Raw genomic sequence first — 14,252 nt, forward strand, 5'->3', positions numbered from 1 at the left:
GTCGTCGTGAGTCGAAGCTCCGGCGACCGGCACGAGAACCACAACCGGGAGGACCAGAAGGAATGACATCGATCACCCGCCGCGCCGCACTCGGCGCAACCCTCGCAGTGCCTCTCGTCAGGGGTGCGGCCGCGCAGGAGCGCTTCCCGAACCGGCCGATCACGATCTACGTCCCCTTCCCCGCGGGCGGAGCGACGGACGTCCAGATGCGCTCCTTCGCCGAGGCCGCGACGCGGCATTTCGGCCAGACCGTACTGGTCGAGAACCGCCCGGGTGCCGGCAGCACGCTCGGCGCGGCCGCCGTCGCGCGCGCCCGGCCGGACGGGTACACCGTTTCCCAGATGACGCTGCCGGCGCTGCGCCTGCCGCACATGCAGCGCATGCCCTATGACGTGACCAAGGACTTCACGCCGATCATCCATCTGACCGGCTATCTCTTCGCCGTGACGGTGCGCGCCGAGAGCCCCTATCGCACCTGGCAGGACCTGGTGGCCGATGCGCGGCGCCGGCCGGGCCAGGTGCGGCTCGGCAATACCGGGGCCAACGGCACGCCGCACCTGACCCTGGTGGACCTCGCCGAGCGCGAGCGGATCGAGGTCGTGCACGTCCCCTACCGCGGCGAGGGCGACATGACGCCGGCGCTGCTCGGCGGACATATCGAGGGCGGCGCCGGCGGTTCGGGCGTCGGCCAGCTTGTCGACGAGGGAAAGCTGCGCTTCCTCAACGTCTGGTCGCGCGAGCGCTCTCCGCGCTGGCCCGACGTGCCGACGCTGATCGAGCTCGGCTACACGGACATGGTGGTGACCTCGCCCTACGGGCTGGTCGCGCCGGCGGGTCTCGACCCGGCCATCACGCGCGCGCTGCATGACGGCTTCAAGGCGGCACTCTACGACCCCGCGCATGTCGCGACGCTGCGCCGGCTCGACCAGCCGATCGAATACCTCAACACCGAGGATTATGCGCGCAACATGCTGGAGACCTACGAGGCCGAGCGCCGTCGCGTGGAACGGCTCGGCCTGCGCACCGGGTGAGGGCTCGAGGGGGCCGAACTCCCCCGGCAGCGGACACGGCCCCCCGCACCCGCGAATGCCGAAGTGACGGTTTCCAAAGGCCCTTCGGCCTTTGGCGGGGAGAGTTCGAGAGGGGCGGCGCCCCTCTCGATCCTGCCTATGCCGGCTTGAGATACCGCTCCTTCAGGATCCTGCGCAGCAGCTTCCCGGCCTCGCTGCGCGGCAGTTCCTCCGCGAATTCCCAGGACCGTGGCCGCTTCGGCCCGGCCAGGTGCTCCTTGCACAGCGCCTCCAGCGACGCCTGCAGCGCCCGCGTATCCGCACGCGGGTCGCGCGGCACGATCACGGCGTGGACCTGCTCGCCGAAATCCTCGTTCGGGATGCCGACGACGGCGACCTCCGCCACCTCCGGATGGCGTGCGAGCGCCGCCTCGATCTCCGCCGGGTAGAGGTTCACGCCGCCGGAGAGGATCAGGTCGGCGCGCCGGTCGGAGAGGAACAGCCAGCCCTCCTCATCCACGCGCCCGAGGTCGCCGAGGCTCGCCCAGCCGCGCGCATTGTAGGCGGCCGCCGTCTTCTCCGGCGCGTTGTGGTAGGCGAAGCGCGGCGCACCCTCGAAGCAGATGCGGCCCACCTCGCCCACGGGCAGTTCGTTGCCGTCATCGTCGCAGATGTGCAGCTTCACGCCGTTGACCGGCCTGCCCACCGTGCCGGGCCGCGCCAGCCAGTCCTGCGGCGAGACCACGGTCGTCCCGACGCTTTCGGACCCCGCGTAGTATTCCCAGAGGATCGGCCCCCACCATTCCATCATCCGCCGCTTCACGCCGACCGGGCAGGGGGCGGCCGCATGGATGGCGCAGCGGTGGGAGGAGAGGTCGAAGCGCATGCGGTCGGCCTCGGGCAGGGCGAGCAGCCGCACGAACATGGTCGGCACCCATTGGCTGTGGGTGACGCGATAGCGCTCGATCAGCTCGAGCGCGCGCAGCGGGTCGAACTTCGCCATCACCACGGCGGTGCCGCCTTCGGCGATGGTCCGGCGGATGGTGAAGCCGTGCGGCGCCGCGTGGTACAGCGGCGCGGGCGAGAGATAGACCGTGTCCGGACCGAAGCCGTAGATCGACTTCCAGGTGGTGTCCCAGTCGGGCGTGTTGCGGTTCTCCCAGGACAGGAGGGGGCGCTTGATGCCCTTGGGCAGGCCGGTGGTGCCCGAGGAATAGAGGAATTCCCGGCCGACCGGCCGTTCGGGCAGGCGTGTCGGCGCCGGGAAGGCCGCGAGGGCCGCCTCGTAGGATCCGTAGCGCGGCAGGCCTTCGCCGATCGCGAAGCGCGGCACCTCCCCGGTCGCGCCTTCCCGCAGCAGCGCGGTGGCGAGCTCGGCCAGGCCCGGCGAGACGATGATCGCCTTCGCCCCGGCATCGCCGAGCATGTAGGCCACTTCCTGCGGCCGCAGATGCACCGAGAGTGGCGTGTAGTAGAGCCCCGCCCGGCGGCAGGCGAAGACCAGCTCGATGAATTCGGGCCGGTTGTCCATCAGCAGGGCCACGCCGTCCCCCGGTTCCAGCCCGAGGGAGATCAGCCATTGCGCGGCGCGGTTGGCGCGGGCGTCGAGCTCTCCGAAGGTGATGCTGATGCCCAGATCGGGAAAATGCGCCGCGATCTTGTCCGGTGCTTCCCTGGCCCAGCGCGCGATCTGCGCCATGTCGTTGCTCCTCCTCGTTGGGCGCAAGGCTGCTGTGCCGTGGCGGCGGCGTCAACGCGCCTTGCGGTGGCGGCCCGGGCGCGCTGCAATGCGGATGATGTCCAGTCCCGCCCCCGCCCGCCCCGCCTCCACCGTCCTGCTGCTGCGCGACGGGCCGGGCGGGCTCGAGGTATTCATGGTGGTACGCCACCACCAGATCGATTTCGCCTCCGGTGCGCTGGTCTTCCCGGGCGGGCGGGTGGAGGCTTCCGACCTGGTGCTGGCCGGGGGCGATGCGCAGGGCGCCTTCCGCATCGCCGCCATCCGCGAGACCTGGGAGGAATGCGGCGTGCTGCTCGCGGCGCCCGGCGTGCCGCCTGCGGCGGAGGGCGAGTTCGCCACCATGCTGGCCGCCCGCGGGCTGGTGCCCGACACCAGCGGCCTTGCGCATTTCGCCCACTGGATCACGCCGCTGCCGGTGCCCAAGCGTTTCGACACGCATTTCTTCCTCGCCGCCGCGCCGGTGGACCAGGACGCGCTGCATGACGGCCACGAGGCGGTGGACAGCGTGTGGATCCGCCCCATCGATGCCCTCGCCGAAGCCGAGGCCGGCACGAAGAAGATCGTCTTCCCCACGCGCATGAACCTGAACAAGCTGGCGCGCAGCACCTCGGTCGCCGAGGCCTTCGCCGCCGCCCGCGCGCGGCCCGTCGTCACGGTCCTGCCGATCCAGCGCGACACGCCCGAGGGTCGCTACCTCCGCATCCCGATCGAGGCCGACTACGGCGGGGAGGAATTCCTCGCCGGCGACCCGCCGTCGATGTGACGGCACGGCGGGGCCTCCAGGCAGACACCAGCACAAGGACACGCCATGACCCCGCGACGCCTGCGCTTCGGCATCTTCCTCGCCCCCTTCCACCGGGTCGGCGACAATCCGACGCTGGCGATCGAGCGCGACATGGCGCTGATCCAGTGGCTCGACCATCTCGGCTATGACGAGGCCTGGATCGGCGAGCACCACTCCGCCGGCTGGGAGACGATCGCGAGCCCCGAGATCATCATCGGCGCCGTGGCGGAACGCACGAAGCACATCAGGCTCGCCACGGGCGTGACCAGCCTGCCCTACCACCACCCGCTGCTGGTGGCGCAGCGCTTCGTGCAGCTCGACCACATGACGAAGGGGCGCGTCATCCTCGGCTGCGGTCCGGGGGCATTGGTGTCCGACGCCTACATGATGGGTATCGACCCCGGGCATCAGCGGCGGCGGATGGATGAATCGCTGACCGCCATCATGAGGCTCCTCGCCTGCGAGGAGCCGGTCACGATGGAGACCGACTGGTTCACGCTGCGCGACGCGCGGCTGCATCTCGCGCCGTATTCGGAGCCATGCTTTCCGATCTCCGTCGCGTCCTCGACCACGCCGTCGGGCGCTTTGGCGGCGGGCAAGCACGGTGTCGGGCTGCTTTCGCTCGGCGCCGGGCTGCATGGCGGGCCGAAGATGCTGGCCGACCAGTGGCGCATGGCGGAGGCCGAGGCGGCGAAGCACGGCAAGACCATGGACCGCCGCAACTGGCGGCTGGTCGTGAACCTCCACTGCGCCGAGGACGACGAACGCGCCCTGCGCGAGGTGCGCATCGGCGAACAGCTCGAAACGTTGACCTATTTCAGCGAAACGCTCGGCCGCCCGCCGATGCGATCCGAGGACCCGCTGCGCGACGGGCTCGCGCAGGGTTCGACGCTGGTCGGCTCGCCGGAGACGGTCGCGGCGGGGATCGAGCGGCTGCTCTCCTTCACCGATGGCGGCGCCGGCGGCATCCTGTTCCGCGCCCATGAATGGGCCGATCGGGAGGCGACCTGGCGGTCCTTCGAACTCTTCGCCCGCTGGGTGATGCCGCGCTTCCAGGGCTCGCTCGCCATGCCGCAGAAGTCGCGGGACTGGGTCAGCGCCAACCGGGAGACCATCCTCGCGCCGAACATCGCGGCGCTGAAGCAGGCCTTCCGCGATGCGGGTCAGCAAGCGCCGGAATTCTCGCGCCTGCAGTTGCACACCGGGAAGGTGGAACTGCCGAAGGGGTGATTTCCCCGCGCCCTGCGGCATTCCAGCCCGGCATCGCATCGCGGCCTGCGCACCGGCACTCGCCTGGGCACAGGCTGATGCCAAGGGTCGCGAGCAGCGACCGTTGGATTTGCCTTTTCATGCCCTCCGGCGCGTCGTGCCGGAGGCACGCTTCCGGGGTGACGCGCAAACCTCCGGCTTGCTTGGCTTCGCCGGACTGCCGGCGGGCCGCATTCGCGGCCTCGGCATGAGTCGAGAACTCGTGCCGCTCGTATCATGCCGCCAGTATGAGGCGCGCCGGGCGACGCGCCATGGGTCAGTTGATGCGGAGATTGAGGCGTCGGATCATGGCACCTTCCTCCTCCATCACCTGGCCGACATAGGCGGTGTAGTCCGCCGTGTTCTTGTAGATGATGGGCATGTCGTAGCGCCGCAGCACCTCGGCATGCGCGGGGTCATGGAGCGCGGCCTTGAAGGCGTCGTGCAGCACGCGCACCACGCCCGGGTCCATCCCCTTGGGGCCGGCGAGGCCATAGGGCGAGGCCGAGACGATGTTGATGCCGACCTCGCGCAGCGTCGGCACGTCCGGGAAGCGCGCGGCGCGCTGCTCGCCCCAGGTGACGAGGAGGCGAAGCTGCCCCGCCTCGACCAGCGGGGCCCAGCCGGTGGAATCGGCATTCGCCTGGGTCTGGCCGGACAGCACCGCCTGGATGTTGTCCGCCCCGCCGCGGAAGGGCACGTGCAGCCAGTCGATGCCGTTCTCCGCCGCGATGCGTTCCATCGTGATGTGCAGCGTGCTGCCGACGCCGGGGGAGCCATAGGCGATCTTGCCGGGGTTCGCCTTGGCGTAGGCCATGAATTCCTGCCAGGTGCGCCAGGGGCTGTCCGCCTTCACCACCACGCCGAACAGGTAGCCGGTGAGGTGGATGATGTAGGAGAAATCCTTCAGCGGATCCCAGCCCGGGCGGGCGGACATCAGCGGCAGCCGGAAGGCGGTGACAGGCATCTGGCCGATCAGGTAGCCGTCGCCGCGCGCTTCGGCCGCCATCATCTGCGCGCCCATCGTGCCGCTCACGCCGCTGCGGTTCTCGATGACGACCGGCTGGCCGAGATGGCGCTGGGCGATGTCGGCGAGGGAGCGGAGCTGCCCGTCCGTGGAGCCGCCCGGCGGCCAGGGCACGATCAGCCGGATGGGGCGATTGGGGAAGCCGGACTGCGCGATGGCGGGCGCGGCGAGCATCGTGCCGCCGGCGGCGAGCAGGGCACGACGGGACGTCGTGATGGTCATTCTCGTATCCTCCCGAGGGATCTTGTTGGTGCCGGCCCCGCGGTCCTTGCCGCGGGGCCGGAATGCGGCTCAGGGCCGTTCGTTGGACAGCACGACGGTGCCCGAGGCGGAGAACATGCCGCCCACCCCGTGGCAGACGCTGATCGTCACGTCCGGCACCTGCGCCGGCGCGACGCCGCGCACCTGGCGCACGCTCTCCTGCAGGGCGAACATGCCGTACATGCCGGTGTGCGTGTAGGACAGGCCGCCGCCATTGGTGTTGAGCGGCAGCTTGCCGCCGGGGCGCGTGTTGCCTTCCCAGATGAAGTCCTTCGCCTCGCCGCGCTTGACGAAGCCGAGGTCTTCCAGCCCGTAGAGCGGCAGATGCGCGAAGGCGTCGTAGATCATCAGGTGATCGACGTCCTCGTGCTTCAGCCCGGCCATGCGGAAGGCTTCCGGCCCCGCCACGCGGAAGGCGCGGGAGGAGGTGAAGTCCTCCATCTGGCTGACCATCGTCGTCTCGACGGATTCGCCGCTGCCGAGGATGTAGACCGGCTTCTGCGGGAAATCCTTCGCACGGTCGGCGGAGGTGAGGATCAGCGCGCCGCCGCCATCCGTCACCAGGCAGCACTGCAGCAGCCGGAACGGGTAGGCGATCATCTTGCTGTTCAGCACGTCGGCGACGGTGATCGGGTCCTTGAACGCCGCGCGCGGGTTCTTCCCCGCCCATTCGCGCTGCACCACCGCGACCTGCGCCAGGTGCTCGTGCGTGACGCCATAGGTCTTCATGTAGCGCAGCACGGGGATGGGGAAGAGCGTCGGCGGGCCCATCGGGCCGAAGGGCATCTCGAACTGGCCCTGCAGGCTCTGCGGCTCGGGCGGGCGCGGCGTCGCGTTGACGCGCGACTTGCCGCTCTCGCCATGGGTGATGAGGATGGTCTTGGCGTAGCCCGCATGGATAGCCGCCGCGGCGTGGCGGACATGCAGCATGAAGGAACAGCCGCCGACGCCGGTACCGTCCACCCATTTCGGCGTGATGCCGAGGTAGTGGGCGATCTGCTGCGGCATCATCGGGCCGACGCAGGCGACGCCGTCGATGTCGGAGGGCTTGAGCCCTGCATCCGCCATCGCGTTCAGCGCCGCATCGGCATGCAGCATGATCTGCGCCATGTCGGGCACGGCGCCGATGCGGGTGGATTCGGCGGCGCCGACGATCGCGATCTCTCCGGGACGGATCATGGCGTCAGGCCCCCTTCGCCGGGCGGAACAGGGCAAGCGTGATGTCGTCGTCCATCTTCGTGAAGGCGACTTCCAGCGGCATGTCGAGCACCAGCGCCTCGGGCGTCTGCGCGCAGTCGACGATGTTGGTCATCATGCGCGGGCCTTCCTCGAGCTCCACGACCGCGATGGCGTAGGGCGGCTTGAAGCCCGGCACGGGCCGGTGGTGGATGACGTAGGAATGCAGCGTCGCGCGGCCGGAGGCCTCGAACACCTCGACGTTGCGCGTGCCGGTGTAGGGGCTGAACGGGCGCGGGGGGAAATACGCGCGGCCGGTATCGCCGCAGCGCTGCAGCAGCAGCTTGCCGTTCTTCGTGCCTTCCCAGAAATGTTTCGTCTCTGGTGTCGGTTCCGGCCGCGGGCGGCCTGGTTCGAGCGTCATGCGAGCGCTTCCTCCTCCTTGGGTTCGGCGCATCGTCGCGCGAAGCGGCGCCGGACGGAAGAGGGGGCGGGCCGAAGGCTTTGTGCGAGACGCTTCGTATCGCGGGCAGCCGCCACACGAGGCCCGCGTGCCGACACGATTGCCCCGCCGATGCCGAGCAGCGCCGGCACGGCCCGGCGGCATCAGAGTTCGAGGATGCGTTCCGGGGCGGCTCGCCCGCGCAGCAGGTCCCACAGGCCGATCATGTTGCCGCGGAAGCGGCCCCAGCGATCCGCCCAGGGTTCCGGCGCGAGGGAACGCACGAGGTTGGCGATGCAATGCCGCGCCGCGCTCGGGATGGCGTGGTTCCAGGGGAAGGTCCCCTTGCGCGCCAGGTAGACCGGGTTGACCACCTGCGAGTAGCCGAGCCGCACCTGCTGCACGCGGCCCGACTTGGCGCCGAGATGCGCGCCGCGCGCGCCGAGCAGGCGCAGGATGCTGCCATGTTCCCCGAGGCGGCGCGTGACGTCGATGTCCTCGTACCAGGCGTAGAGGGGCAGGCGCTCGTCCACGCGGATGCCGTGCTCGCGTACCGTCGCCATGCGGAACGCCATGTTGCAGCCGTAGCCGTTGAAGGCAGGCTCGACCGCGCCGGCATCGGCGGGGGGGACATCGGCGGCCAGCAGCGCCGCGGCTTCCTCAAGCGTGTAGCCCGGCCCCTTCGCGCCGTCCGCGACGACGACGCCGGTGGCGACGACCATGTCGGGATGCGTGGCGAAGGCCGCTTCCGTGACCGCGAGGAAGGCGGGCGCGCAGAGGAAGTCGTCGTCGAGGAACAGCACCACGTCGCAATCGCCCGCCGCCTCCAGGATGGCGTTGCGCTGGCGCGGCAGGCCGGCCGAGGCGGTGATGAATTCGACGCCCGCGATGGCGTCGCAGCCGGCGACGTCGTCCGGGGTGACGTGGCAGACGATGGTGCGGTCGGCGGGGCGCGTCTGGCGCTGCAGGTCGCGCAGCACCCCCGCGAGGATCGCCGGGCGTCCTCGCGTCGCGATGCCGATGGCGAGGCGCATCAGGCGGTTTCGGTCAGCGGCGGCAAGGTGACAGGACGGCGGGCTTCGGCGGCGAGGGCGCCGGCCACGCGGCCGCGCCAGGTCATGAAGTAGTAGGCGGCGTCGTGCAGCCGCAACCGCAGCAGGCTGAGCGCGGCGCCACCCAGCGGCCGCACCATGAAGGCGAACCAGGTGGAGACCGGCGCGGCATGCCGCCGCAGCGCGAAGCCGAGGCCGCGGCCGTAGCGTTCCGCGCGCGCCACCGCGACCTCGGTCAGGCGCTTGTCGGGATGGATGATCCGCAGCTCCGGGTCGTAGCGCGCCTCGAGGCCGCGGGCCAGGGCACGGCAGACGAGGTCGTTGCCTTCCGCCGAGCCGAAGACCGTGCCCGGCCCCATCCGCTCGTCGAAGCCGCCGAGTTCCAGCGCGATGGCGCGGGGGAGGAAGAGGTTGAACTCGATCACGCTGGTCCAGACGTTGCCGAGGTCGATCGACCCGCCCTCGGCGCGCCAGCGGCCGGAGCCGAGCCCGCCCTCGGGCGAGGCGGCCGGACCGGTCAGCGCGCCGAGCGCCGGGTTGGCGACGAAGGCGGCCTCGACGCGGTCAAGCACGTTCGGCGGATAGGAGCAGTCATCGTCCGGGAAGGCGACGATCTCGCCCCGCGCATGGCGCAGGCCGAGGTTGCGCGCATGGTTCGCATTGCGCACGGAGGAGCGGAAGCGCCGCAGCTCGACCCGGCCGGCATAGGCGGTTTCCAGCTCGGCGAGGCGGTCGTGCTCGTTCTGGTCGACGATGATCACCTCGAAATCCGACCGGCCCTGCGCGAGCAGGCTGTCGATCAGCTCGGCGATCTCCCTGTCGCGGCCGATGGTCGCGACGACGAGCGAGAACTTCATCCCTGCAGTCCCTCGAGAGCTTCCCGGGCGATGCGGCGCATCGCGGCACGGAAGGCTTCACGGCTGAAACGTCCCGCATTGGTGCGGCAATCTTGTGGCACGAAAGCCAGGGTCTCGAAGCGTTCCACAGCGGCAATGATCGCGCCTGCCGACTGCTCGGCGAAGAAGAGGCCGGTCGGCTGCCCGGCCGGGGGCGCGACGATGATGTCCCGCGCGCCGCCCTTGCCGAAGGCGATGACGGGGGTACCACAGGCCTGGGCCTCGACGGTGGCGATGCCGAAATCCTCCTCCGCCGCGAAGACGGCGGCACGGGCGGCCTGGGTCAGGCGGACCAGCTCCGCGGTGCTGACGCGGCCGCGGAACTCGATGTTGGGGGCGCCGCCGGCGGCCTCGCGCACGCGCGCCTCATTCGTGCCGTCGCCCACCACCACGAGGCGCCGGCCCGGCATGCGGCGGAAGGCCTCGGCGATCAGCTCGATCCGCTTGTAGGGCACCATGCGGGAGGCGGTGAGGTAGAAATCCTCCTTCTCCGCGCGCAGGGCGAAGCGCTCCACGTCCACCGGGGGATGGACGACGATGCTCTCCCGCCGCCAGGCCTTGCGGATGCGCTCGGCGATGTAGGTGGAATTGGCCAGCACCACGTCGGGGGCGGCCGCGCTCGCGCGGTCCCACATGCGCATGCGGTGCAGCAGGCGGCGCGTGTAGAGCCCCTTCAGCCCGCGATCCAATCCCGCCTCGCGCAGGTACTGGTGCTGCAGGTCCCAGGCGTAGCGCATCGGGCTGTGCACGTAGGAGACATGCACCTGGCCCGGCCCGGTGATCGCGCCCTTGGCCACGGCGTGCGAGGAGGACAGCACCAGGTCGTAGCCGGACAGGTCGAACTGCTCGACCGCCAGCGGCATCAGGCCGAGGTACTTGCGGAAGTGCTTCCGGGCGAAGGGCAGGCGCTGGATGAAGCTGGTGCGCACCGGCCTGCCGCCGAGGAAGCCGCGCTCCGCTTCCGGCATGAAGTCGCAGAGGACGAAGAGATCCGCCTCCGGCCATTCGGCCAGGAATTGTTCCACCACGCGTTCGGAGCCGGCGAAGGAATCCAGCCATTCATGGACGATGGCGACCTTCATGCGGCGACCTCCGTGATCTGCGCCAGCAGTTCGCGCGCCGCCCGTTCCCAGGTGAAGCGCGCGGCGCGGGCGAGGCCGGCATCGCGCATGCCGTCGCGCAGCCCTTCCTCCTCGACCAGCCGCGCCAGGGCGTCCTGCAGGCTCGCTGGCTGCGCCGGGTCGAACCAGAGCGCGGCCTCGGCGCAGACCTCAGGCACGGCGCCGGCATGCGCGGCGATCACCGGGCAGCCGCAAGCCATCGCCTCCAGCGGCGGCAGGCCGAAGCCCTCATAGCGGGAAGGGAAGACCAGGCAGAGCGCGTTAGCGTACAGAGCGCGCAACTCCCCATCCGACACGCGCCCGAGCACCCGCGCCGCCTCCGCCGCCACGCCGCCGCCGCCACGGAACACCGCCGGATCCGCCGCGCCGGCGACCGCCAGCGTCAGCCCGTGCCGGCCGAGCACATCCGCCGCCGCCGTCAATGCCGCGAGGTTCTTGTGCGCCGCCGGATTGCCGACCACGAGCGCGTAGCGCGCGGGTTCCAGCCCGTGCCGCGCCAGCACGGTCTCGTCTGCCGGCACGCGCAGGATGTGCTCCCCGCCTTCCGGCAGCACGCCGATCGAGGATGCATCCACGCCGAGCGCCGCGGCGATCCGCCCGCGCGAGAATTCCGACACCGTCAGCAGCCGTGCGCCCGCCCGCGCCAGGCGCTTCTGCAGCAGCCGGTACCAGGTGCGGAAAGCGAAGGAATAGGAGTCCGGCGTGTCGAAGGCGCCGGCGTCGTGGATCACTACGGCCTGTCGCGCGCCGGCCAGCAGCGGCCCGGTGTTGCCGAGGTTCACCAGGAGATCGCCCTTCGCCGCGCGTGGCAGGTCGATCTGTTCCCAGGCCTGGCCGCCGCGCGTGCCGACGGCCTCGCCGCGCAGGTGCTTCAGCCCCGGGTCGCGCGCTCCGGCCGGATGCAGCACCCGCGCCGACGGCCAGGCGCCGGCGCCTGCGAGCGCATCCGCCGCGGCGACGATCTCGGTCGCGAAGCGCTGCACGCCGGTCATGCCCTGGGTCAGGAAGCGGCCGTTGATGACGATGCCGCTCATGCGGCCCCCCTTCCGATCCGGCGCAGCAGCGCGGCGCGATCATCGGCCGGGGCGACCCGCCAGCCAAGCCACAGCACGGCGCCGAGCGTCACGGCCCCCAGCAGCGCAGGCAGCACCAGGCCCGGCAGCGGCACCATCAGCGCCATCCCCGCGCCGGCCGCGACGAGCATCGGCATCAGCGCGCGCCCGGCCTCCGCCGATGGAGGGTAGAAGCGCGCGGCAAGCAGGAAGCGCCCCGCGCAATCCGTCGCCGCGCGCAGCGTCCAGGCGATGGCCGCGCCCTCGATCCCGATCAGCACCAGCAGCAGCGCGCCGAGCGGCAGGAACACCGCCGCCTGCACCAGGGAGAAGGTCGCCGTCACCTCCGGCCGCCCGATCGCGTCGAGCATCGTCCCGGGCACGAAGGCGAGGCAGGAGAAGAAGATGCCGACGCCGAGGATGCGCAGCACCATCCCGCCGCCCTCGGCGAAGGCGGTGCCGAGCCACAGCCACAGCAGCCATTCGGCCAGCGTCACCAGCACCAGGCAGGCCGGCAGCGCCAGCCCGGCCACGATCAGGGCGCCGCGCCGCACCAGCAGCGCGGTGCGCTCCGGCGAGGTGCGGAAGGAGGAGGCGATGGCCGGCAGCAGCGTCTGTGCCACCGCCACGGGCAGGATCCACATGCGCATGACGAGGTCGAGCGGTGTCGCATAGAAGGCGACGGCCGTCAGCCCGATCAGCGCGCCGACCAGGAAGCGGTCGGCATAGAGCAGCACCTGGGTCAGCGCCCCGGAGAGGCTCATCCACCCCCCCTGGCGCAGCAGTGGCCGCAGCAGGCCGAAGCGCGGCCGCGCAAGCCCCAGCCCCGGCACGATCTTCCAGGCGATTGCCGCATAGCCGAGGCCGCTCGCCAGCCGCACCACGACCAGCGCCAGCATCACGCTCACCAGGCTGTCCCACAGCAGCAGGGCGATCACCGGGCCGAGGTAGTAGAAGATGCTGACCGGCATGTTCACGAGATTGGCCGCGCGGAAGCGCTGCCAGGCCGCGAGCACGCCCCAGAGCGCCGCGTTCATCACCACCAGCGGCGCCGCGGCGGCGAGGACGCGGAAGGCGACGAGCGCCTCGGCCTCCAGCCCCGGCGGCACCAGCAGCACACGCCCGATCAGCACCGGCATGAAGAACCAGGCGAGGCCCGCCGTCACGGTCGAGAGGCCGAGCAGCCCATAGAGGGCGGCGCCAACCAGGGCCGGCGCCTCGGCGCCGCGGCCTTCGCCGATCCGCTCCGACACCGCGCGGGTCAGCGCCATGCCGAGCCCGAGGTCGAAGACCCCGAAGATGCCGATCATGGCGAGTGCGAGGGTGAAGAGCCCCCAGCGCTCCGTCCCCAGCAGGTGCACCAGCACCGGGGTGATGAGGAGCGCGACCAGCAGCGGGATGCCGCGCCCGAACGCGTTCCACAGCACGCCGGAGACAAGCCGGCGCCCGCCGGCCCGGTCCTCCGGGCCCTCGGACGCCGTACCAGTCATGGGATGGATTCCTTGGTGGCCCCGGGGCTCAGTGTGCGCCGCGGCGCGACAGCACCGCCATCGGGGTCTTCAGCAGGATGCGGATGTCGGCCAGCAGCGAGGGCTGCGAGACATAGGCGACATCGAGCGCCACCCGCTGGTCGTAGGAGGTCTCGCTGCGGCCGCTCACCTGCCACAGGCCGGTGATGCCCGGGCGGACGGTCAGGTAGTGCGCGGCGGCGGCGCCGTAGTAGCGGTCCAGCTCGGACTGCTGCACCGGGCGGGGGCCGACGATGCTCATCTCGCCCTTCAGCACGTTGATGAGCTGAGGCAACTCGTCGAGGCTGGTGGCGCGCAGGAAGCGGCCGATGGCGGTGATGCGCGGGTCGTTCTTCAGCTTGCGGGTCGCCTCCCACTCCTCGCGCGCGGCGGGGTCGGCGGCGAGCAGCGCGTCGAGCCGCGCCTGGCTGTCGATCACCATGGAGCGGAACTTGAGGCAGCCGAAGATGCGGCCGCCGCGGCCGACGCGCGGGTGGGCGTAGAAGGCCGGCCCGCCATCGGCCCGCACCAGCGCGCCGACGATGATGAAGAAGGGCAGGGCGACCAGCAGCGCCGCGCCGGCGATGGCGATGTCCATCGCGCGCTTGGCGAGCGGCAGCCGGCGGGCGGCTCGGTCGCGGGCGGAAACGCCGGCGACGGCGCCGGCAGGGGCGCCATGTGGGGGGAGGGGACCAACCGGAACGCTGGACATGAGCGATAACGGCCTTCTGGTGTCACCGCTGCCGGCGGGGGTCCGGCAACGGCCAAAGGGGGCCCTTGGACCTCATCGCCCTTCCGCATCTGCGGGGAGGGGGCGAGGCCGGTCCTCGGAATGACCCTAGACATGACCCTTGGCGCTGACGGATTTGGGACCTGCTTGCGGCGCAATTGTGGCGCGACGGCCGGCCACGCCCGGAATCTTTCGTGACGGTGC

13 protein-coding genes are annotated in these 14,252 nt (G+C 71.1%); 3 read left to right on the plus strand and 10 right to left on the minus strand.

Annotation, left to right across the window (positions count from 1 at the left end):
- Positions 1-62: 62 nt before the first annotated feature.
- Complete coding sequence (locus tag GXW74_RS06925) at positions 63-1,031, plus strand: Bug family tripartite tricarboxylate transporter substrate binding protein (protein WP_211845749.1); 969 nt, start codon at positions 63-65, stop codon at positions 1,029-1,031.
- Positions 1,032-1,167: 136 nt separating this feature from the next.
- Here the strand turns inward: GXW74_RS06925 and GXW74_RS06930 are convergent, their stop codons facing one another.
- Complete coding sequence (locus tag GXW74_RS06930; RefSeq protein ID WP_211845750.1) at positions 1,168-2,709, minus strand: AMP-binding protein; 1,542 nt, start codon at positions 2,707-2,709, stop codon at positions 1,168-1,170.
- 97 nt (positions 2,710-2,806) lie between these two features.
- Here GXW74_RS06930 and GXW74_RS06935 point away from each other — a divergent pair, with 97 nt between their 5' ends.
- Complete coding sequence (locus GXW74_RS06935; RefSeq protein ID WP_211845751.1) at positions 2,807-3,514, plus strand: NUDIX hydrolase; 708 nt, start codon at positions 2,807-2,809, stop codon at positions 3,512-3,514.
- 45 nt (positions 3,515-3,559) lie between these two features.
- Positions 3,560-4,765, plus strand: a complete 1,206-nt coding sequence (locus tag GXW74_RS06940; RefSeq protein ID WP_211845752.1) for an LLM class flavin-dependent oxidoreductase — start codon at positions 3,560-3,562, stop codon at positions 4,763-4,765.
- A 295-nt stretch (positions 4,766-5,060) separates the two neighbouring features.
- Here the strand turns inward: GXW74_RS06940 and GXW74_RS06945 are convergent, their stop codons facing one another.
- The 9 genes from GXW74_RS06945 to GXW74_RS06985 form a co-directional block, all read right to left on the minus strand.
- On the minus strand, positions 5,061-6,032 hold the full coding sequence (locus GXW74_RS06945; protein WP_211845753.1) for a Bug family tripartite tricarboxylate transporter substrate binding protein: 972 nt from the start codon (positions 6,030-6,032) through the stop codon (positions 5,061-5,063).
- Positions 6,033-6,101: 69 nt separating this feature from the next.
- Positions 6,102-7,250 carry a thiolase C-terminal domain-containing protein gene (locus GXW74_RS06950; RefSeq protein WP_211845754.1) on the minus strand — a complete coding sequence of 383 codons (1,149 nt, stop codon included), beginning with the start codon at positions 7,248-7,250 and terminating at the stop codon, positions 6,102-6,104.
- 4 nt (positions 7,251-7,254) lie between these two features.
- A complete protein-coding gene (locus GXW74_RS06955; RefSeq protein WP_211845755.1) occupies positions 7,255-7,671 on the minus strand; it encodes a Zn-ribbon domain-containing OB-fold protein in 417 nt (138 codons plus the stop codon).
- Positions 7,672-7,853: 182 nt separating this feature from the next.
- Positions 7,854-8,723 carry a glycosyltransferase family 2 protein gene (locus GXW74_RS06960; protein WP_211845756.1) on the minus strand — a complete coding sequence of 290 codons (870 nt, stop codon included), beginning with the start codon at positions 8,721-8,723 and terminating at the stop codon, positions 7,854-7,856.
- Positions 8,723-9,598, minus strand: coding sequence for a glycosyltransferase family 2 protein (locus GXW74_RS06965; protein WP_211845757.1), 876 nt, complete (start codon positions 9,596-9,598; stop codon positions 8,723-8,725). The genes GXW74_RS06960 and GXW74_RS06965 overlap by 1 nt, the downstream gene beginning before the upstream one ends.
- Positions 9,595-10,719, minus strand: coding sequence for a glycosyltransferase (locus GXW74_RS06970; protein WP_211845758.1), 1,125 nt, complete (start codon positions 10,717-10,719; stop codon positions 9,595-9,597). The genes GXW74_RS06965 and GXW74_RS06970 overlap by 4 nt, the downstream gene beginning before the upstream one ends.
- Positions 10,716-11,792 (minus strand): glycosyltransferase family 4 protein, encoded by a 1,077-nt coding sequence (locus GXW74_RS06975; RefSeq protein ID WP_211845759.1) that lies wholly within the window; start codon positions 11,790-11,792, stop codon positions 10,716-10,718. The genes GXW74_RS06970 and GXW74_RS06975 overlap by 4 nt, the downstream gene beginning before the upstream one ends.
- Entirely contained in the window at positions 11,789-13,300 is a 1,512-nt protein-coding gene (locus tag GXW74_RS06980; protein WP_211845760.1) for a flippase, read from the minus strand. The genes GXW74_RS06975 and GXW74_RS06980 overlap by 4 nt, the downstream gene beginning before the upstream one ends.
- 28 nt (positions 13,301-13,328) lie before the next feature.
- Positions 13,329-13,916: a sugar transferase gene (locus GXW74_RS06985; protein WP_246523017.1), complete on the minus strand. Its 588-nt coding sequence runs from the start codon at positions 13,914-13,916 to the stop codon at positions 13,329-13,331.
- Positions 13,917-14,252: the final 336 nt, after the last annotated feature.

The organism is Neoroseomonas eburnea, from assembly GCF_018129005.1.
GTDB lineage: Bacteria > Pseudomonadota > Alphaproteobacteria > Acetobacterales > Acetobacteraceae > Neoroseomonas > Neoroseomonas eburnea.